The organism is Oceanobacillus longus, assembly GCF_042650085.1.
Classification (GTDB): Bacteria; Bacillota; Bacilli; order Bacillales; family Amphibacillaceae; genus Oceanobacillus; species Oceanobacillus longus.
Genome location: NZ_JBHSAO010000017.1, coordinates 73,679 through 93,917, shown reverse-complemented (window position 1 = coordinate 93,917; position 20,239 = coordinate 73,679). Strand labels below are relative to the sequence as shown.

Here is a 20,239-nt window from a genome sequence, read left to right as displayed (position 1 = left end):
AGGCTTTTAATTTGATTTTAAGGTTACATTTTAAAAATATAGGTAATAATAATTGTTAGGAGGTGACGATAGTGCTCAATAAAGTTGTGCATTTGTTTTTTATTATCCTGGGTGGTAGCGTCGGGTATTTATATGTACCGGAATTAATCAGGATATTGAACTTCACAGATTCTGAATGGGTGAGTTCTCCATATTTAGGCATGATTATCGGTGCAATTATATTTTTTATACTTTCATACTGGCTGGCAGATTATATCTTGGATTTATTAAGGTGGATTGAAGATGCACTTATTAAACTCCCGGCAATGGATTTGTTCTTCGGTAGTGTCGGTCTAATTGTAGGTTTGGTAATTGCTTATTTTATCAACATGCCTCTGCAGGATATAAACATCCAAGTAGTTTCACAGGTGCTGCCATTATTTATTATGATTGTACTTGGTTATTTGGGGTTCCAGGTTGGTTTCAGACGGAGAGAAGAGTTTGTTAATTTACTGAAAACAAACAAGAAAGAACGACGTCGTCCATTGGAGGGCGAAGATGCTGAATTACTGATGCCTAAGGGAAAAATTCTGGATACGAGTGTGATTATCGATGGTAGAATTGCAGATATTTGTCAAACGAATTTTCTTGAAGGAACAATTATTATCCCGCAATTTGTACTAGGAGAATTACAGCATATCGCAGATTCCTCCGACACGCTAAAAAGAAATAGAGGGCGCCGTGGGTTGGATGTATTAAATCGGATTCAAAAAGAACTACCTGTAAAAGTAGAAATTTACGAAGGTGACTTTGAGGAAATACCTGAGGTGGACAGTAAGTTAATTAAACTTGCTAAAGTCATCAATGGTATTGTTGTAACAAATGATTTCAATTTAAACAAAGTGTGTGATCTACAAGGTGTTAATGTATTAAATATTAATGATCTTGCGAATGCGGTTAAACCAGTCGTATTGCCTGGGGAAGAGTTAGTCGTACAGGTAATAAAAGATGGTAAAGAGCATAATCAAGGTGTTGCATATTTGGATGACGGCACGATGATCGTAGTCGAAGAAGGACGCGATTATATTGGTAGAACCATTGAAGTAATCATTACGAGTGTGTTGCAAACATCTGCGGGTCGGATGATATTTGCAAAACCGAAATTACTTGAAAAAGCGTTGTAAAAAGGGTATAACTTATAGAGGATGTAATAAAGTGATAACATATTATATGTTATCACTTTTTCATATAAACGGTTATATAAATAAATTATTTGAGAGGGGCAACACCATGAGTAACGAAGTTCGTGTGCGTTATGCACCAAGTCCAACAGGTCACTTACACATTGGGAATGCGCGTACAGCATTATTTAATTATCTATATGCAAAACATTTTAATGGAAAATTTATTATTCGTACGGAAGATACGGATGAAAAACGTAATGTTGAAGGTGGAGAAGAAAGCCAGCTTAAGTTCCTGAAATGGTTAGGACTGGAATGGGATGAAGGGGCAGATATTGGTGGAGATTATGGCCCATATCGCCAAACAGAACGTTTGGATCTCTATACGTCGTATGTAAATGAACTGCTTGAGAAAAATCTGGCTTATAAATGTTATATGACTGAAGAAGAACTTGAGGTAGAACGTGAAGAACAACGTGCAAAGGGACAAGTTCCTAAATACTCAGGTGCACATTGCAATCTATCAGCAGAACAAATTGCTGCCTTTGAAGCAGAAGGCCGTCAGCCGAGTATTCGATTCCGCGTTCCAGAAAATACAACCTATAAATTTGGTGATCTTGTTCGTGGCGATATAACGTTTGAATCTGGAGATTTCGGTGATTGGGTCATTGTGAAGAAAAATGGAATGCCGACCTATAATTTTGCAGTAGCAATTGATGATCATTTGATGAAGATTTCACACGTACTCCGTGGGGAAGAACATATTTCCAATACCCCTAAACAAATGATGGTCTTTGAGGCATTTGGCTGGGAAGCACCGCGTTATGGTCACATGACACTGATACTAAATGAAGAACGAAAGAAATTGAGCAAGCGTGACGAACATATTTTACAATTTATAGAGCAATATCGTAATCTTGGTTATTTGCCGGAAGCAATGTTTAACTTCATTAGTCTATTGGGATGGTCTCCTGTAGGTGAGGAAGAAATTTTCTCCCAACAAACACTGATTGAAATTTTTGATCCGGAACGACTATCCACATCTGCTGCTATCTTTGATCAGCAAAAACTGAAATGGATGAATAACGAGTACATTAAAGCAGCTGAATTGGACACGGTAATTAAGCTTGCAATGCCGCATCTAATTGAAGCGGGTAAATTACCGCATGATATGGACAACGATAAGAGAGAATGGGCGGAAAATGTAATTACGCTTTATCGTGAGCAATTGCGCTACGGAGCAGAAATCGTTGAGTTGACAGATCTTTTCTTCAATGCCGATATTTCTTATGACGATGAAGCCATGGAAATACTAAACCAGGAACAGGTACCGGAAGTACTTCAGGTGTTTACAGATAAGTTGATACATTTGGATGACTTTACAAAGGATTCCATCAAGGCACAAATTAAAGCGACCCAAAAAGAAACAGGGCATCGAGGAAAGAAATTATTTATGCCAATTCGCATTGCAACTACAGGTCAAATGCATGGACCAGAACTTCCTTTTGCAATCGAACTTTTAGGGAAAGAAGTTATTCTTGCAAGACTTGATAAAGTACTTAAACAATTGGGAGCTTAGTAGTTCACATTTAGACGGTAGTATAATATAGTATTAAAAAAGGATGTTCAAAAAGTTCGGTAAAATGACTAATTATAAGATAATATAAAAATATGCAATGAACGTAGAAAAGGGAAAGTAAGGGCAGAATGCTTATCCAGAGAGAATCACCAGTGGCTGGGAGTGATTTTAAGCACCTGTTCTGAAGTGCCCCTTGGAGTCTGGTATGGAAATTAAAGTACATAACAGCGGAACTCTCCCGTTATGAGAGCACAAGTTGGGAGATTTCAAATCTTCAAACAGAGTGGAACCGCGTTTGAAGCGTCTCTGTGTATATATTGCACAGGGCCGTTTTTTTTATTTTTTTCTTTATAAATATGGTAAAGGGGCAAACAAATGGGGATATTTAAAACGATGAAAGATGATATGGATGTAGTATTTGAACAGGACCCAGCTGCAAGGACCTATTTTGAAGTGATGTTAACCTATGCTGGCTTGCATGCGGTTTGGGCCCACCGGTTTGCACATTGGTTTTATAATCGAAAATTGTATTTTATTGCACGCTCCATCTCGCAAATCAGCCGATTCTTTACCGGAATTGAAATTCATCCAGGTGCCAAAATCGGCCGTCGTCTATTTATTGATCATGGCATGGGAGTGGTTGTTGGAGAAACGTGTGAGATTGGTGACAATGTTACCATTTTCCAAGGGGTTACACTTGGCGGTACCGGAAAAGAGAAAGGGAAGCGGCATCCTACTGTGAAAGATAATGCACTTATTTCCACAGGCGCCAAAGTTCTTGGAGCAATCACGATTGGTGAAAACTCTAAAGTGGGTGGCGGTTCTGTCGTATTGAAGGATGTACCAGACAATTCAACGGTCGTAGGGGTTCCTGGAAGAGTGGTTATTCAGAATGGTGAAAGAGTGAGAAGAGACCTTGACCATCACAAAATACCGGACCCTGTATATGATCGATGTGAGTATTTACAGGAGCAAATCAATTCACTGAAAACTGAAATTGCGTTATTGAAAGAAGGGAGCACAAAAGAGCATGTCAATAAAAGTCTATAATACGCTGACACGAACAAAAGAAGATTTTAAACCTCTTGTAGAAGGCAAAGTAAGTATGTATGTATGCGGTCCAACGGTATATAACTATATTCATATAGGGAATGCACGACCGGCAATCGTGTTTGATACGGTGAGAAGATATTTTGAATACAAAGGTTTCAACGTAGACTACGTTCTCAACTTTACCGACGTGGATGACAAAATTATTAAAACAGCAAAGCAACTCGGAGAAGAGGTGCCGGAGATTGCTGATAAATTTATCGAAGCATATTTGGAAGATGTCGGCGCGTTAGGTGTGAAAAAAGCTACCCATAACCCACGTGTGATGGATACGATGGATGATATTATTTCATTTATCGATGTACTTATTCAGAAAGAGTATGCCTATGCAGCGGATGGCGATGTTTATTTCAAACCACGTGCTTTTGAAGGATACGGTAAACTATCTCATCAATCCATTGATGAATTAAGGTCTGGTGCAAGAATTCAAATTGGTGAAAAGAAAGATGACCCCCTCGATTTTGCTCTTTGGAAAAAAGCGAAAGATGAAGAGATTTCATGGGATTCACCATGGGGAAATGGTCGCCCAGGTTGGCATATTGAATGCTCGGCGATGGTAAAAAAATATCTTGGAGATACAATTGATATTCATGCTGGAGGGCAAGATCTTACATTTCCGCATCATGAAAATGAAATAGCCCAATCGGAAGCTATGACAGGTAACACGTTTGCAAACTATTGGATGCATAATGGGTATATTAATATTGATAATGAAAAAATGTCTAAATCTCTTGGTAATTTCGTTTTAACAAGAGAATTAATAGCTCATCACGACCCACAAGTGTTAAGGTTTTTTATGCTTAGTGTGCATTATCGAAATCCAATTAATTTTACGGAAGAATTACTGGAAAGTGCAAAAAATAGTTATGATCGAATTAAGACGGCGTATCACAACTTGGAACACCGTAAACAATCAAGTATGAACCTTGTAAATGATACTGATTCGTGGGTAGCAAAAATTGATGAAATGAAAGCTCGATTTGAGTCTGAAATGGATGATGACTTTAACACGGCGAATGCTATTTCCGTACTATTTGACTTGTCAAAGGAAGCAAATGTCTATTTACAGTCAAAGCAAACATGTGCAACTGTTATTGCCTATTTTCAAGAAACAATGAAATCACTGCTACAGGTGCTAGGAATAGATATAACAGAAACGGATGAGTTATTGGATGAAACAATTGATGCACTCATTGAAGAGAGAAATGAAGCAAGAAAAAATCGAAATTTCCCCCGAGCTGACGAAATCAGAGATTTGCTAAAGGAGAAAGACATCATTTTAGAAGATACACCACAAGGGATTCGTTGGAAAAGAGGCTAATAATGGAAATGGATGTAAAGCAAGTAAAAAGCTTAGCCTTGGCGTATATGGGAGATGCTGTTTATGAGGTTCATGTCCGGGAATATTTACTTCTAAAGGGAAAGGTCAAGCCTAATCAGCTGCACCGGGAGGCGGTCACCTTTGTTTCAGGGAAATCGCAGGCTGCTGTTATTCTTCAATGGATGAATGAGGTAGGTTTTCTTAGTGAGGAAGAAGCAAGAATTGCATCCCGTGGGAGAAATGCTAAATCCGGAACTACGCCAAAAAATATCAGTGTTCAGACATATCGTTACAGTACGGCATTTGAAGCATTAATCGGTTATCATTATCTAATGAAAAACGAAGAGCGGTTGTTAGAACTAATGGATAGAGCTATTCAATTTGTTGAAGAAAGGAGTGAATAAGATGGAACAGGAAATGATTATTGGAAAGAATCCGGTCATAGAGGCATTGCAATCCGGACGTTCGGTAAATAAAGTTTTTGTTTCAGAACAATTGAACTCGAATATGCAAAAAAAATTAAATCAATTGGCCAGAGAAGCGGGAACAATTGTGCAGAAGGTACCAAAAAATAAATTGGATCAAATGGATTCAGGTAATCATCAAGGTGTTATTGCCTATGTGGCATCGTATCAATATGCATCCATTGAGGATTTATTTCAGCTTGCAGAGGAAAGAAAAGAAGATCCTTTTTTTATTATCTTAGATGAATTGGAGGATCCGCATAACCTTGGGTCTATTTTGAGAACGGCAGATGCTACTGGCGCACATGGAGTAATTATTCCTAAAAGGCGTTCCGTTGGACTGACTGCCACAGTTGCTAAAACGGCTGCTGGTGCTATGGAACATATACCTGTTGCGAGGGTTACAAATATCGCAAATACAATTGATGAATTAAAAGAACGGAATGTATGGGTGGTTGGAACGGAAGCGCAAGCAACAGAGGATTTCCGTAAACTTGATGGTCATCTACCAATCGCTTTAGTTATAGGGAATGAAGGAAAAGGCATAAGCAGATTAGTCCGTAAGAAATGCGACTGGACAGTAAGCCTCCCGATGAAAGGTGAGGTTTCTTCCTTAAATGCTTCTGTAGCTTGCAGTCTGTTGTTGTATGAAGTATATCGTAAAAGGTATCCAATGGGTGATGTGTAATGGTTATACTCGTTGTCGATGGTTACAACATTATTGGAGCCTGGGACGAGCTACAACGACTAAAGGAAAAAGAAATTGGACAGGCCCGTGATCGTTTAATTGAGCTTATGGCGGAATACCAGGCTTACTCCGGTCACCGAGTCATTATTGTTTTTGATGCCTACTATGTGAAAGGTATTGCCAGCAAGTTAAAGCAATATAAAGTCGATGTTATCTATACGAAGGAAAAGGAAACAGCAGATGAATGTATAGAAAAGCTTGTAAAAAAAATAAAAAATATCAAAACTCAAGTTTATGTTGCAACTTCGGATTATGCAGAACAACGCACAATATTTGGGCAAGGGGCACTACGGAAATCTGCTCGTGAATTGCTAATTGAAATGTCGGATATGGAGCGTGAGATCGAAGCCAGCATTGAGGTTCACAAGAGGGATCAGCCTCTATCAAAGATTGAATTGAATCAGGAAATTCGGGAGAGATTTGAGAAAATGAGAAGAGGAGAGAAATAGCATAGAAGTCTGACTTTTATGCTATTTCGACATTTTTCGTCTTGTAACCGCTTATATAGTGTGTTGACTGTATAGAAATCCTTGCTGTATAATACTCTCTAAAGCGATATTGGGTAGTCGGGGGGGGTCGATTTTGGTGAATGTTGAGCAAATGGAAATAAGCGACATAAGTTTAGACAAGCTGGGCGATAATGATTTGCTGCAATTGGTCCGTCAAGCAAACAGTCATGCTTTGGATGTATTGATACATAGATACATAAATTTTGTCAGAGCAAAAGCACGAACATACTTTTTAGTTGGAGCTGATAAAGAGGATATCATTCAAGAAGGGATGATAGGTCTTTATAAAGCCATTCGTGATTATGATGTAGACAAGCTTTCTTCATTTAAGGCATTCGCTGAGCTTTGCGTAACGCGTCAAATTATTACAGCTATCAAAACGGCAACGAGACAAAAACACATTCCGCTTAATTCCTATGTCTCACTGGACAAACCAATCTATGATGAAGAATCCGATCGCACTTTATTGGATATCATCGGAGGATCGAAGGAAATTGACCCACAGGAAATGTTAGTCAATCAAGAAGACTACGGGAATATGGAGTTTAAACTATCTGAATTATTGAGTGATTTAGAGAAACAAGTCCTTCACTTATATTTGGATGGTAGAACCTATCAGGAAATTTCTGTTAGTTTAAAGAGACATGTTAAATCCATTGATAACGCTCTGCAACGGGTGAAACGGAAGCTGGAGCAATTGATGGAGGCAAACGGTGTGACGTATTGACGAACAAATTGACCTCTCGTTTTAATTAATTGCAGAATCTGCCGAGACATTGACACAATATGTCAAGCATGCTACATTTATAAGAGTGAAAAATACCCTACGTATGGGGTGAAAGAATGAGTAATAAAATAACTTTATCGTGTGCGATATGTTCAAGCAGAAATTATTCTACTAATAAAAATGTATCTACAAAATCTACAAGATTAGAAGTAAACAAATATTGCAAAACATGTGGGAAGCATACATTGCATCGCGAAACAAAATAAAATGTAAGAAAATCAAGAACTTCTAAAAGTGTATGATGAAAATGAGAGTTAGGTAGCTTCGGGGGGTACGAGCATGTTTAAATTTCTGAAGGATGTCTCCAAAGAGATGAAAAAAGTCAGCTGGCCAAAAGGTAAAGAACTGAGAAATTATACAATCATTGTTATTTCGACTGTTATTTTTGTAGCACTGTTCTTTTTTGTTATAGATCTTGGGATAACACAGATTTTAAATGCATTTTTTGAATAATTGAGCTATAATATAGCTATACTGAAAAAATGATATTTATTTTTTAAAACCCGGAGAAAAACGGGTTTTTTAATATGGGAAAGAATTTTTAAGGAAACGTTCGCAAACGTGTTAATAAATAATGAACTCTGCAAGGGAGGGAAGGACAAGGCATTGTCCTGACAATTAATGGAGAAGAATTGGTATGTTGTTCATACGTATTCCGGATACGAAAACAAAGTGAAAATGAATTTAGAAAAAAGAGTAGAAACAATGGGGATGGAAGATAAGATCTTTCGGGTAATTGTCCCAGAAGATGAAGAGACGGAAATAAAAGAAGGAAAAAAGAAAGTAACAAAAAAGAAGTCATTTCCAGGCTATGTATTAACGGAAATGATTATGACGGATGATTCCTGGTATGTAGTCAGAAATACACCTGGCGTTACCGGATTTGTCGGTTCTAGTGGCCATGGAGCAAAACCAACACCGTTAATGCCTGGAGAAATTGATGTAGTATTAAAACGTATGGGTGAAGCGGCGCCAACGGTTCAGGTTGATTTTGAAATGAAAGAAAATGTTCGAGTTGCAGACGGTCCGTTTACAGATTTCACAGGAACAATAGAACATATTGACATCGACAAACAGAAAGTCAAAGTCCATGTAAATATGTTCGGAAGAGAAACACCTGTTGAATTGGATTTCTCACAAGTAGAAAAACTTTCATAAAAGATTCTTAGGCAACTTGCAATATTATTTAATATATGGTAGGATTTTAATGTTATTCATGCCCCGAATTCGGGAGCGTGTATAAATCTGAGTGGGAGGGTATCCAAAACAATTATAGGACCCTATTACCACATCACGGACTTTAAGGAGGTGTGTCTCGTGGCTAAAAAAGTAATCAAATTAGTTAAATTGCAAATCCCAGCTGGTAAAGCTAATCCAGCACCGCCAGTAGGACCGGCACTAGGTCAAGCAGGTGTAAATATCATGGGATTCTGTAAAGAATTCAATGCTCGTACACAAGAACAAGCGGGTTTAATTATCCCTGTTGAAATTACGGTATTTGAAGACCGTTCATTTACATTTATTACTAAAACTCCGCCAGCAGCTGTTCTTTTGAAGAAAGCAGCCGGTATTGAGTCAGGTTCTGGTGAACCGAACAAGAATAAAGTCGCAACAGTAAAACGCGATAAAGTAAAAGAAATTGCAGAAACTAAAATGCCTGATTTAAACGCCGCTGATGTAGAAGCAGCGATGCGCATGGTTGAAGGAACTGCACGCAGCATGGGAATTACAATCGAAGACTAATGGACAAAAGCAATAGCAGCCGTTAAGTGACGCGTGGACAGGTAAGAGCGGTCTCGTCAGTCACTCAGCTGCTTGAGCGGGACTTCGATGAACTAAACATGGTACAGGTTGCGGTTGGGTAACCACCCGCAACCTTTTTCGTGAATGTGGTGGACCAGTGATGGTCCATTACATGCTTTATAAAAGCCAGGCGCTTTTATAAGTGGGAGGTATTACCGTTATAACCACAATAGAGGAGGAAATAAAATGGCAAAAACAGGTAAGAGATATCAAGAAGCTACAAAGCTTGTTGACCGTACAAAAACGTATGAAATAAAAGAAGCTGTTGCGCTTGCAAAGCAAACTGCTAAAGCTAATTTTGATGAAACAGTTGAAGCTGCATTTCGTCTTGGAGTAGATCCGAAGAAGGCAGACCAGCAAATCCGTGGAGCATTTGTTTTGCCGCATGGTACTGGTAAAACACAACGTGTCCTTGTATTCGCAAAAGGCGAAAAGGCAAAAGAAGCAGAAGCTGCTGGAGCAGACTTTGTAGGAGAAACTGAATACATCGAAAAAATCAACCAAGGTTGGTTTGATTTCGACGTAATCGTAGCAACTCCTGACATGATGGCTGAAGTTGGTAAGTTAGGTCGAGTGCTTGGACCGAAAGGACTTATGCCGAACCCTAAAACTGGAACAGTTACTTTCGAAGTAGAAAAAGCTGTTAATGATATTAAAGCTGGTAAAGTTGAATACCGCGTAGATAAGTCAGCTAATATTCATGTTCCTATTGGGAAAATTTCATTTGAAGATGAAAAATTGGTTGAAAACTTTGTAGCACTTACAGAACAACTAGTTAAGGTTAAACCACAGGCAGCTAAAGGCGTTTACATGAAGAATGTTTCGATCGCCTCTACAATGGGACCTGGAATTAAAGTTGACGCAACTGGTTTCCGTAAATAAGTATTGACTTTTCTGCAGAGGTTAGGTATACTAAGCCCTGTTATATAAAACGAATACGTTATACCGTAGACAGTAGGGGCGACGAGTCGCTTAAAAAATCCTGCCGAGGTGTTTATAAACAGATGAGATGATTGATAAGATCTTCATCTGTTATATAAAGCTCCCATGTCTGCATGGGAGCTATTTTTTTGCTTCGTGTCCTTAAGTTATCGTATTTCGAACGGTGTAATGATAGGGAATATCTATAGGAGGTGGAACAATGTCTGGAATAATCGAAAAGAAAAAACAAGTGGTTGATGAAATCACTGAAAAATTCCGTGCGAGTCAAACTGCTGTGGTAGTTGATTACCGTGGGCTTGATGTAGCGGAAGTTACAGCTTTGCGTAAAGAGCTTCGCGACGCAGGAATTGAATTTAAAGTTTATAAAAACACAATGACACGTCGTGCGGTTGATGCTATTGAGTTATCAGACCTGAGCGATATTTTGGTAGGACCGACTGCTATTGCTTTCAGTAATGACGACGTGGTAGCCCCTGCAAGAATTCTAAATAACTTTATGAAAGAACATGAAGCTTTGGAAATCAAAGGTGGAGTTATTGAAGGTAAGGTTGCAACACTTGAACAACTTCAAGAGCTTGCTTTACTTCCGAACTACGAAGGTATGGTTTCAATGTTGCTTAGCGTACTTCAAGCACCTATTCGCAACTTTGCGTATGTTACTAAAGCTATTTCGGAACAAAAAGAAGAACAAGGCGCATAATTTATGCCCCGCATTTTAAATAAGATTAAATTAAAATTATTAGGAGGAAATATATCATGACTAACGAAGAAATGATTGGCGCAATCAAAGAAATGTCCGTATTAGAATTAAACGATTTAGTTAAAGCTATTGAAGAAGAATTTGGAGTAACTGCTGCTGCACCTGTAGCTGCTGCAGGTGCTGGAGCTGGAGCTGCTGAAGAAGAACAAACTGAATTTGATGTTGTACTTACTAGTGCTGGAGCATCAAAAATCAAAGTTGTTAAAGCTGTTCGTGAAATCACTGGTCTTGGTCTTAAAGACGCAAAAGACATGGTTGATAACGCACCAAAAGCAATTAAAGAAGGCGTAACTAAAGAAGAAGCTGAAGAACTTAAAGCTAAACTAGAAGAAGTTGGCGCTGGAGTAGAAGTTAAATAATTAAGCATTTCAATAATAGGAGCTCGTCGTTTTTCGGCGGGCTTTTTATCACGATTTCGCCCAGCTGCATACTCTTTTATCCTGACGGGGAAATTAACATAACATAATCACCACATATTTGAGATAGAATTTCCTTATGATTGGTGTGGCATTATGTTTTTTTGTGCATACGACACAACTTTATTAGCGGATTTCTCTCTCGCTAGTTAAGTTTTTATTATATTTATGGGGAGCGATAGCTTTCCGATATCTTCTAATTTTAAATACTAAGTCAAAGTAGGTGCCCATATGTCTGAGCATTACTTTTCTAATAAACCTCAATCTAAAACTTCACCTAGAACATGGACCTATCAATTAAGAGGAAAAGAATATACGTTTACCAGTGATGTGGGCGTTTTTTCAAAAAATGAAGTAGATTTCGGTTCCAGGCTTTTAATTGAGCAGTTTCGGGAACCGGGTATTTCCGGGGATCTATTGGATCTCGGATGCGGATACGGACCAATCGGGATTTCATTAGCGGGTAGCTTTGAAGACCGTAAAGTAGTTATGGCGGATGTAAACGAGCGTGCGCTTGCGCTCGCTGAAAAAAACGCTTCTGCCAATTCGGTGAGAAATACAAATGTCGTTCAGAGCGATCGCTTTTCCAATTTAGCAGATAGATCATTTGCGGCAATACTAACAAACCCGCCCATTAGAGCAGGCAAACAAGTTGTTCATCAAATGTTTGAGGAATCCTTTGCAGCTTTGCTGCCAGGTGGTGAACTATGGGTTGTCATCCAAAAGAAACAAGGAGCCCCTTCTGCAATAGAAAAAATAGAAATGTTGTTTGGAAATGCTGAAGTTGTGGCAAAAAGTAAAGGTTACTATATTCTGCGAGCCTTAAATAATTGACCGTGGAAAATTACTATGATAAGATTGGAAGATGCTAACATGGGGATTCTCTTGTCAAGAGATTTTTTCATGAATAGAAACGTATATTTCAAAGGCTAACGGCAACACTGGTATAATCGAAGAAATTGAAGGTTTTTAATTAAGCCTTTTTTCTAGTTTACCAAAATAATTGCCATCTGTACAACTGGAAATTTGTTATATGGAAGTCGAGGATGTGAAAGCACTCTATCAATGGATAGTAATAATTGGTGCTGCGTTTCTGATATTAGAACTATGAATAGTTCTGTTTTCAAAGGTTTGTCTGTAATACCGATAGACAGCCGAATGTTATGTAAGTTAGTTTCAAAAAACAACCCGGCAGGAAGTTCTCCGGTGCTGTTTTTTCTAAATATGATAAGCATTTTGTGGAAAAAACTACTAAAATGTATGATTTAAGGGGTGAAGCAGTTGACAGGTCAACTAGTTCAGTATGGACGGCACCGAAAGCGTAGGAGCTATGCACGTATCAGTGAGGTGTTGGAATTACCAAACCTAATCGAGATTCAAACCGCTTCTTATGAATGGTTCTTAGAAGAAGGTTTGAAAGAGATGTTCAAGGACATTTCTCCGATTGAGGATTTTACAGGAAACCTATCACTTGAATTTGTAGATTACAGTTTAGGTGAACCGAAGTATCCTGTAGATGAATCAAAAGAAAGAGATGTTACGTACAATGCTCCACTTCGAGTGAAGGTTCGTTTGATAAATAATGAAACCGGTGAAGTGAAAGAACAAGAAGTGTTTATGGGAGACTTCCCACTTATGACAGATACAGGTACATTTATTATTAATGGAGCTGAGCGTGTTATTGTCTCACAGCTCGTGCGTTCACCTAGTGTCTATTTCAACGAGAAAATTGATAAAAACGGAAAACGTGGCATTGCTGCGACTGTAATTCCAAACCGCGGTGCGTGGCTGGAATTCGAAACAGATGCAAAAGATGTTGCATATGTCCGTATTGATCGTACACGTAAATTGCCGATAACAGTGCTGTTACGTGCGCTTGGCTTTGGTACAGATCAGGAAATCATCGATTTGCTTGGAGAAAACGAATACTTAAGAAATACACTAGAAAAAGATAATACAGAAACGACCGAAAAGGCACTCTTGGAAATTTATGAGCGACTTCGCCCTGGTGAACCGCCGACGGTAGATAATGCGAAAAGTTTGCTCGTCTCCCGTTTCTTTGACCCGAAACGTTATGACCTTGCTCATGTAGGTCGTTATAAAATGAACAAAAAACTTCATATAAAAAATCGTCTCTTCAACCAAGTGTTAGCTGAATCAGTAGTAGATCCGGAAACCGGTGAAGTCCTAGCTGAAAGAGGAGAACGACTTGAACGTAAATTGCTCGATAAAATACTTCCTTATTTGGAAAGGGAAGAAGACCGATTTGGTGAAAGAGTAATAGAACCACATGACGGGGTTTTAGAAGACGAAATTTATATTCAGTCTGTCAAAATCCTAGATCCAACAGACCCAAATGGAGAACGTGAATTAACTGTAATCGGAAATGGTGGAGCGACAAAAGATACCAAAAATATTACGCCTGCTGATATTATGGCATCGATCAGTTACTTCTTTAATTTGCTTTACAAAGTTGGGGACACAGATGATATCGATCACCTGGGGAACCGCCGATTACGCTCTGTTGGTGAATTGCTGCAGAACCAATTCCGTATTGGATTATCCCGTATGGAACGTGTTGTACGTGAAAGAATGTCTATTCAAGACACTTCAAGCGTAACACCACAGCAATTAATTAATATACGTCCGGTTATTGCATCAATTAAAGAATTCTTTGGAAGTTCACAGCTATCTCAATTTATGGATCAAACCAATCCATTGGGAGAGTTGACGCATAAACGTCGTTTGTCTGCACTTGGACCCGGTGGTTTAACGCGTGAGCGTGCAGGCTTTGAAGTACGTGATGTTCATTATTCTCACTACGGCCGTATGTGTCCGATTGAGACACCTGAGGGACCGAACATTGGGTTGATTAACTCTCTATCAAGCTATGCCAAAGTTAATAAATTTGGTTTTATCGAATCGCCGTATCGCCGGGTTGATCCGGAAACCGGTAAAGTTACTAACCAAATTGATTATTTAACAGCGGATGAACAAGATAATTATATTGTTGCGCAAGCGAATGCACCTTTAACGGATGATAGTACATTTGTTAACGAAGAAGTTATTGCTCGTTTCCGAGATGATAACATTATTGTTTCTCGTGACAAAATTGATTATATGGATGTATCACCTAAGCAGGTAGTTTCTGCTGCGACAGCTTGTATCCCGTTCTTGGAAAACGATGACTCCAACCGTGCATTGATGGGTGCGAACATGCAACGTCAGGCTGTTCCATTGATGAAACCGCAAGCGCCAATTGTTGGGACTGGAATGGAATACGTCAACGGAAAAGATTCCGGTGCAGCAGTTATTTGTCTTAATGACGGCATTGTTGAACGCGTAGAAGCAAAAGAAGTACTAGTTCGCCGTGTATCGGAAGTTGACGGAAAAGAGGTACAAGGTGATTTAGAGCATTATAAATTGCAAAAATACAAACGTTCCAATCAAGGAACTTGTTACAATCAACGCCCAATCGTAAGTGAGGGAGATCGAGTAACAAAAGGTGAAGTACTTGCAGATGGCCCTTCCATGGAAGATGGAGAACTGGCTTTAGGGCAAAATGTTCTTGTTGGTTTTATGACATGGGAAGGTTTTAACTATGAGGATGCCATCATCATGAGTGAAAGACTTGTTAAAGATGATGTCTATACTTCTATTCATATTGAAGAATTTGAATCTGAAGCTCGTGATACAAAACTTGGACCAGAAGAAATCACCAGAGATATCCCTAATGTCGGAGAAGACGCGCTGAAGAACCTTGACGAACAAGGAATTATCCGTGTTGGTGCAGAAGTGACAGACGGAGATATTCTCGTTGGTAAAGTTACTCCTAAAGGGGTTACTGAACTCTCTGCAGAAGAACGACTATTGCATGCGATCTTTGGTGAAAAAGCTCGTGAAGTACGAGACACTTCATTACGTGTGCCACATGGTGGAGGCGGGATTGTTCTGGATGTTAAAATCTTTAACCGTGAAGATGGAGACGAACTGCCACCAGGTGTAAACCAATTGGTGCGTGCATATATTGTCCAAAAACGTAAAATTCATGAAGGGGACAAAATGGCTGGACGTCACGGTAATAAAGGTGTTATTTCCAAAATATTACCTGAAGAAGATATGCCATTCATGCCTGATGGCACACCAATCGACATCATGCTAAACCCACTAGGGGTACCTTCACGAATGAACATCGGACAAGTGTTTGAATTGCATTTGGGAATGGCAGCAAGAACTCTTGGTATCCATGTTGCGAGTCCTGTATTTGACGGGGCAACGGAAGAAGATGTTTGGGAGACGCTTGATGAGGCTGGGATGCCTAGGGATGCTAAAACCGTTCTTTATGATGGAAGAAGTGGAGAGGCATTTGATAATCGTGTGTCCGTAGGTATTATGTACATGATTAAACTTGCTCACATGGTTGACGATAAACTTCACGCCCGTTCAACAGGACCATATTCATTAGTTACACAGCAGCCGCTTGGTGGTAAAGCACAATTCGGTGGACAACGTTTTGGTGAGATGGAAGTTTGGGCACTTGAAGCATATGGAGCAGCTTATACACTACAGGAAATCCTGACAGTGAAATCCGACGATACAGTTGGACGTGTGAAAACATACGAAGCAATCGTTAAAGGCGATAACCTACCTGAACCAGGTGTTCCTGAATCATTCAAAGTTCTGATCAAAGAATTGCAAAGTCTTGGAATGGACGTTAAGATGCTTAACAGCACTGAAGCGGAAATTGATTTGCGTGAACTAGAAGAAGAAGAAGTTCAGGCAGCAACGAAGCTTAATATAGATGTAGAAGAGAATTAAATTTTAAGTAGCGCAGATTTGGTTCAGCAGTCTTTTTTCGAGACCAAGAACCATTCTGCTGCTTGTATATAAAATTTCACATGAATCCAGTGGTAAAATCGCACATTATAAAGGGAGGATTGCCCCTTGTTGGATGTAAATAAGTTTGAGTATATGAAAATTGGGCTAGCTTCACCAGAAAAGATTCGTTCTTGGTCATATGGTGAAGTGAAAAAGCCAGAAACAATTAATTACCGTACATTGAAGCCAGAAAAAGACGGTTTGTTCTGTGAAAGAATTTTTGGACCGCAAAAGGACTGGGAATGTCATTGTGGAAAATATAAACGCGTTCGTTACAAAGGTGTTGTTTGTGATCGTTGCGGCGTAGAGGTAACAAAATCAAAAGTTCGTCGTGAAAGAATGGGACATATTGAACTTGCTGCTCCTGTTTCACATATCTGGTACTTTAAAGGAATTCCAAGCCGTATGGGTCTTGTTTTGGATATGTCTCCCCGAGCATTGGAAGAAGTAATTTACTTTGCGGCATATATCGTTACAGATCCGGGTAACACCCCCTTAGAGAAAAAACAATTGTTATCTGAGAAGGAATTCCGTGGGTATTATGATAAGTACGGCAATACGTTCAAGGCGCAAATGGGTGCCGAAGCTATTCGTAAACTTTTACAGGATATCGATCTTGATAAAGAAGTTGATTCTTTAAGAGAAGAATTAAAAAGTGCTCAAGGGCAACGCAGAACCAGAGCAATCAAGCGCTTGGAAGTAATGGAAGCTTTCCGTCATTCAGGTAATGATACAAGTTGGATGGTATTGGATGTTCTTCCTGTTATACCGCCGGAAATCCGTCCGATGGTACAGCTTGATGGTGGAAGATTCGCCACTTCTGATTTGAATGATTTATACCGTCGAGTTATAAACCGTAACAATCGTTTGAAACGCTTATTGGATTTGGGTGCACCTAGTATCATCGTTCAGAACGAAAAACGGATGCTTCAAGAAGCGGTTGATGCATTAATTGATAATGGCCGTCGTGGACGTCCAGTAACCGGACCAGGTAACAGACCATTGAAATCCTTATCGCATATGCTAAAAGGGAAGCAAGGTCGTTTCCGTCAAAACCTACTTGGAAAACGTGTGGATTATTCCGGTCGTTCCGTAATCGTAGTAGGTCCAAATCTTAAAATGTATCAATGTGGACTTCCAAGAGAAATGGCTTTAGAACTGTTCAAGCCATTTATTATGAAAGAGCTTGTTTCCAGAGGCCTAGCACATAATATTAAGTCTGCTAAACGTAAAATTGAGCGCGTACATTCGGATGTTTGGGATGTGCTTGAAGATGTTATTAAAGAACACCCGGTACTGCTTAACCGGGCACCAACATTGCATAGATTAGGTATTCAGGCTTTTGAACCAACATTGGTTGATGGTCGTGCGATTCGATTGCACCCATTGGTATGTACAGCTTACAACGCTGACTTTGATGGTGACCAAATGGCGGTTCACGTTCCGTTGGGAGCAGAAGCTCAAGCGGAAGCTCGAATTTTAATGCTTGCTGCACAGAATATCTTGAATCCAAAAGATGGTAAACCAGTTGTAACACCTTCACAGGATATGGTATTAGGTAACTATTACCTAACACTTGAACGTGAAGAAGCAATTGGAGAAGGTAGCATTTTCAAAGATACTAGTGAGGCGATGATCGCTTACCAGAACGGCTATGTACATTTGCATACTAGGGTTGCGGTACATGCATCAAGCCTTAACAACAAAACATTTACGGAGAAACAAAACTCTCAAATGTTACTTACAACTGTAGGTAAATTGATTTTCAATGAAATCTTGCCTGACTCTTTCCCTTATATCAATGAACCATCCAAAATAAATCTGGAGGAGAAAACGCCGGAACATTATTTTGTAGAACGTGGTACTGATATTAGAGAAGAGATCAAAAAACGTGAATTGGTCAAACCATTCAAAAAAGGTTTCCTAGGCGACATCATTGCTGAAGTATTCAAACGTTTCAAGATTACAGAGACATCGAAAATGCTTGACCGTATGAAAGACCTTGGTTTTAGCTATTCAACGAAAGCGGGTATGACTGTTGGTATTTCAGACATCGTCGTGTTGGCTGAAAAACAAGGAATACTTGATGAAGCGCAATCCAAAGTGGATAACGTACTCAAACAATTCCGTCGCGGTTTAATTACCGAAGAAGAACGTTATGAGAGAGTTATTTCTATCTGGACACAAGCGAAAGATGTTATTCAAAATAAATTGATGGGCTCCTTGAGCAACCGAAATCCTATCTTTATGATGAGTGACTCTGGTGCGAGGGGTAATGCATCCAACTTTACGCAACTTGCTGGTATGCGTGGTTTGATGGCTGACCCATCTGGTAAAATCATTGAAATCCCGATTAAATCAAGTTTCCGTGAAGGTCTGACTGTATTGGAATACTTTATTTCCACTCACGGAGCACGTAAAGGACTTGCCGATACAGCATTAAAAACAGCGGATTCTGGTTACTTAACAAGACGTTTAGTAGATGTTGCGCAGGATGTAATCATTCGTGAGGAAGACTGTGGAACAGACCGAGGACTACCAGTATCTGCCTTGGTTGATGGTTCAGAAGTAATTGAACCATTAATCGATCGGTTAATTGGAAGAACTGCTTTCATTACTGTAAAGCATCCTGAATCAGGCAAAGTAATTGTAACTAAAAACGAATTAATATCTGAAGATCAAGCAAAAACAATTGTGGAATCTAATGTAGAAGAGGTAACAATTAGAACAGCATTTACATGTAATACCAAACATGGTGTCTGCCAAAAATGCTATGGTCGCAATCTGGCAACAGGAGCTGATGTTGAAGTCGGCGAAGCTGTTGGTATCATCGCTGCTCAATCAATCGGTGAGCCGGGTACACAGTTAACAATGCGTACATTCCATACTGGTGGGGTTGCCGGAGATGATATTACACAAGGGTTACCACGTATTCAGGAACTATTTGAAGCACGTAATCCAAAAGGTCAGGCAATCATTACTGAAATCGCAGGTAACGTCTTGGAAGTTAAAGAAGTTAAAGACAAACAAGAAATCGTCGTTCAGGGTGAGGTAGAGCAACGTAGCTACGCTGTTCCATACAATGCTCGGATGAAAGTTGCAATCGGTGAAGAAGTAGTTGCTGGTCAAGAGCTCACAGAAGGTTCCGTGGATCCGAAAGAACTTCTACGTATTAAAGGTGTTGAAGGCGTGCAGGATTACCTGCTTCGTGAAGTTCAACGCGTTTACCGTATGCAAGGGGTGGAAATTGGTGATAAACACGTTGAAGTAATGGTTCGCCAAATGCTACGTAAAATTCGTGTTACTTCTGCGGGAAATACTGAAGTATTACCAGGTTCTTTACTAGAATTACACCAATTCAAAGCTGCAAACCATACTGTCCTTAATAGTGGAGGAGAGCCTGCAACAGGGCGCCCAGTACTCTTGGGTATTACAAAAGCATCCCTTGAAACAGATTCATTCCTTTCAGCGGCATCTTTCCAAGAAACGACACGTGTTCTTACAGATGCAGCCATCAAAGGAAAACGAGACGAGTTGCTCGGACTCAAAGAAAATGTTATCATCGGGAAACTTGTTCCTGCGGGTACCGGAATGCCACAATACCGCGACATTAAGTCAGGTATGGATTTGCCGGAAACTACAGAAGCAGAAGAAGAAACAGAAACTGTTCTATAAGTAATTAATACCGGTTGATCGAGGTGGGCGGGGGTGACTCATATCTCCCCCACTTCTAACCGGATTAATTGTTACTAAAGTAGTTAA

The 20,239-nt window shown here is 39.5% G+C and carries 18 protein-coding genes and 2 other annotated features; all 18 genes read left to right on the top strand.

The features are described 5' to 3' along the window. Positions 1–71: 71 nt before the first annotated feature. The 18 genes from ACFOUV_RS18085 (at position 72) to rpoC (ending at position 20,152) form a co-directional block, all read left to right on the top strand. On the top strand, positions 72–1,163 hold the full coding sequence (locus ACFOUV_RS18085) for a PIN/TRAM domain-containing protein (protein ID WP_379498177.1): 1,092 nt from the start codon (positions 72–74) through the stop codon (positions 1,161–1,163). 106 nt (positions 1,164–1,269) lie between these two features. Further along, positions 1,270–2,739 carry a glutamate--tRNA ligase gene (gltX, locus tag ACFOUV_RS18080; RefSeq protein ID WP_379498176.1) on the top strand — a complete coding sequence of 490 codons (1,470 nt, stop codon included), beginning with the start codon at positions 1,270–1,272 and terminating at the stop codon, positions 2,737–2,739. A gap of 95 nt (positions 2,740–2,834) precedes the next feature. Beyond that, positions 2,835–3,050, top strand: a binding site (T-box leader). Between the two features lie 64 nt (positions 3,051–3,114). Further along, positions 3,115–3,789, top strand: a complete 675-nt coding sequence (gene cysE / locus ACFOUV_RS18075) for a serine O-acetyltransferase (RefSeq protein ID WP_379498175.1) — start codon at positions 3,115–3,117, stop codon at positions 3,787–3,789. Beyond that, positions 3,770–5,170, top strand: coding sequence for a cysteine--tRNA ligase (gene cysS, locus ACFOUV_RS18070; protein WP_379498174.1), 1,401 nt, complete (start codon positions 3,770–3,772; stop codon positions 5,168–5,170). Before cysE ends, cysS begins: the two co-directional genes overlap by 20 nt. 2 nt (positions 5,171–5,172) lie before the next feature. Further along, a complete protein-coding gene (locus tag ACFOUV_RS18065; protein WP_379498173.1) occupies positions 5,173–5,574 on the top strand; it encodes a Mini-ribonuclease 3 in 402 nt (133 codons plus the stop codon). A 1-nt stretch (position 5,575) separates the two neighbouring features. Further along, on the top strand, positions 5,576–6,322 hold the full coding sequence (gene rlmB / locus ACFOUV_RS18060) for a 23S rRNA (guanosine(2251)-2'-O)-methyltransferase RlmB (protein ID WP_379498172.1): 747 nt from the start codon (positions 5,576–5,578) through the stop codon (positions 6,320–6,322). Further along, the gene (locus tag ACFOUV_RS18055) at positions 6,322–6,831 is read left to right on the top strand and encodes an NYN domain-containing protein (RefSeq protein ID WP_379498171.1); all 510 of its coding nucleotides are present in this window, start codon (positions 6,322–6,324) and stop codon (positions 6,829–6,831) included. Before rlmB ends, ACFOUV_RS18055 begins: the two co-directional genes overlap by 1 nt. 151 nt (positions 6,832–6,982) lie before the next feature. Continuing rightward, positions 6,983–7,618, top strand: coding sequence for an RNA polymerase sporulation sigma factor SigH (gene sigH, locus ACFOUV_RS18050; RefSeq protein ID WP_379498186.1), 636 nt, complete (start codon positions 6,983–6,985; stop codon positions 7,616–7,618). A gap of 116 nt (positions 7,619–7,734) precedes the next feature. Then, a complete protein-coding gene (gene rpmG, locus ACFOUV_RS18045) occupies positions 7,735–7,884 on the top strand; it encodes a 50S ribosomal protein L33 (protein WP_249872527.1) in 150 nt (49 codons plus the stop codon). A gap of 73 nt (positions 7,885–7,957) precedes the next feature. Continuing rightward, entirely contained in the window at positions 7,958–8,131 is a 174-nt protein-coding gene (gene secE, locus ACFOUV_RS18040) for a preprotein translocase subunit SecE (RefSeq protein WP_379498170.1), read from the top strand. Between the two features lie 168 nt (positions 8,132–8,299). Continuing rightward, on the top strand, positions 8,300–8,836 hold the full coding sequence (nusG, locus tag ACFOUV_RS18035) for a transcription termination/antitermination protein NusG (RefSeq protein WP_067729193.1): 537 nt from the start codon (positions 8,300–8,302) through the stop codon (positions 8,834–8,836). Positions 8,837–8,995: 159 nt separating this feature from the next. Then, complete coding sequence (gene rplK / locus ACFOUV_RS18030) at positions 8,996–9,421, top strand: 50S ribosomal protein L11 (RefSeq protein ID WP_067729195.1); 426 nt, start codon at positions 8,996–8,998, stop codon at positions 9,419–9,421. A 246-nt stretch (positions 9,422–9,667) separates the two neighbouring features. Continuing rightward, positions 9,668–10,363: a 50S ribosomal protein L1 gene (gene rplA, locus ACFOUV_RS18025; RefSeq protein WP_379498169.1), complete on the top strand. Its 696-nt coding sequence runs from the start codon at positions 9,668–9,670 to the stop codon at positions 10,361–10,363. Between the two features lie 45 nt (positions 10,364–10,408). After that, positions 10,409–10,559, top strand: a sequence feature (ribosomal protein L10 leader region). A 63-nt stretch (positions 10,560–10,622) separates the two neighbouring features. Continuing rightward, positions 10,623–11,123 carry a 50S ribosomal protein L10 gene (gene rplJ / locus ACFOUV_RS18020; RefSeq protein ID WP_379498168.1) on the top strand — a complete coding sequence of 167 codons (501 nt, stop codon included), beginning with the start codon at positions 10,623–10,625 and terminating at the stop codon, positions 11,121–11,123. A 56-nt stretch (positions 11,124–11,179) separates the two neighbouring features. Beyond that, positions 11,180–11,542, top strand: a complete 363-nt coding sequence (gene rplL / locus ACFOUV_RS18015) for a 50S ribosomal protein L7/L12 (RefSeq protein WP_379498167.1) — start codon at positions 11,180–11,182, stop codon at positions 11,540–11,542. Between the two features lie 288 nt (positions 11,543–11,830). Further along, entirely contained in the window at positions 11,831–12,433 is a 603-nt protein-coding gene (locus ACFOUV_RS18010) for a class I SAM-dependent methyltransferase (RefSeq protein ID WP_379498166.1), read from the top strand. Positions 12,434–12,880: 447 nt separating this feature from the next. Beyond that, positions 12,881–16,417 carry a DNA-directed RNA polymerase subunit beta gene (gene rpoB / locus ACFOUV_RS18005; protein WP_379498165.1) on the top strand — a complete coding sequence of 1,179 codons (3,537 nt, stop codon included), beginning with the start codon at positions 12,881–12,883 and terminating at the stop codon, positions 16,415–16,417. A gap of 126 nt (positions 16,418–16,543) precedes the next feature. Beyond that, positions 16,544–20,152 (top strand): DNA-directed RNA polymerase subunit beta', encoded by a 3,609-nt coding sequence (rpoC, locus tag ACFOUV_RS18000; RefSeq protein WP_379498164.1) that lies wholly within the window; start codon positions 16,544–16,546, stop codon positions 20,150–20,152. Positions 20,153–20,239: the final 87 nt, after the last annotated feature.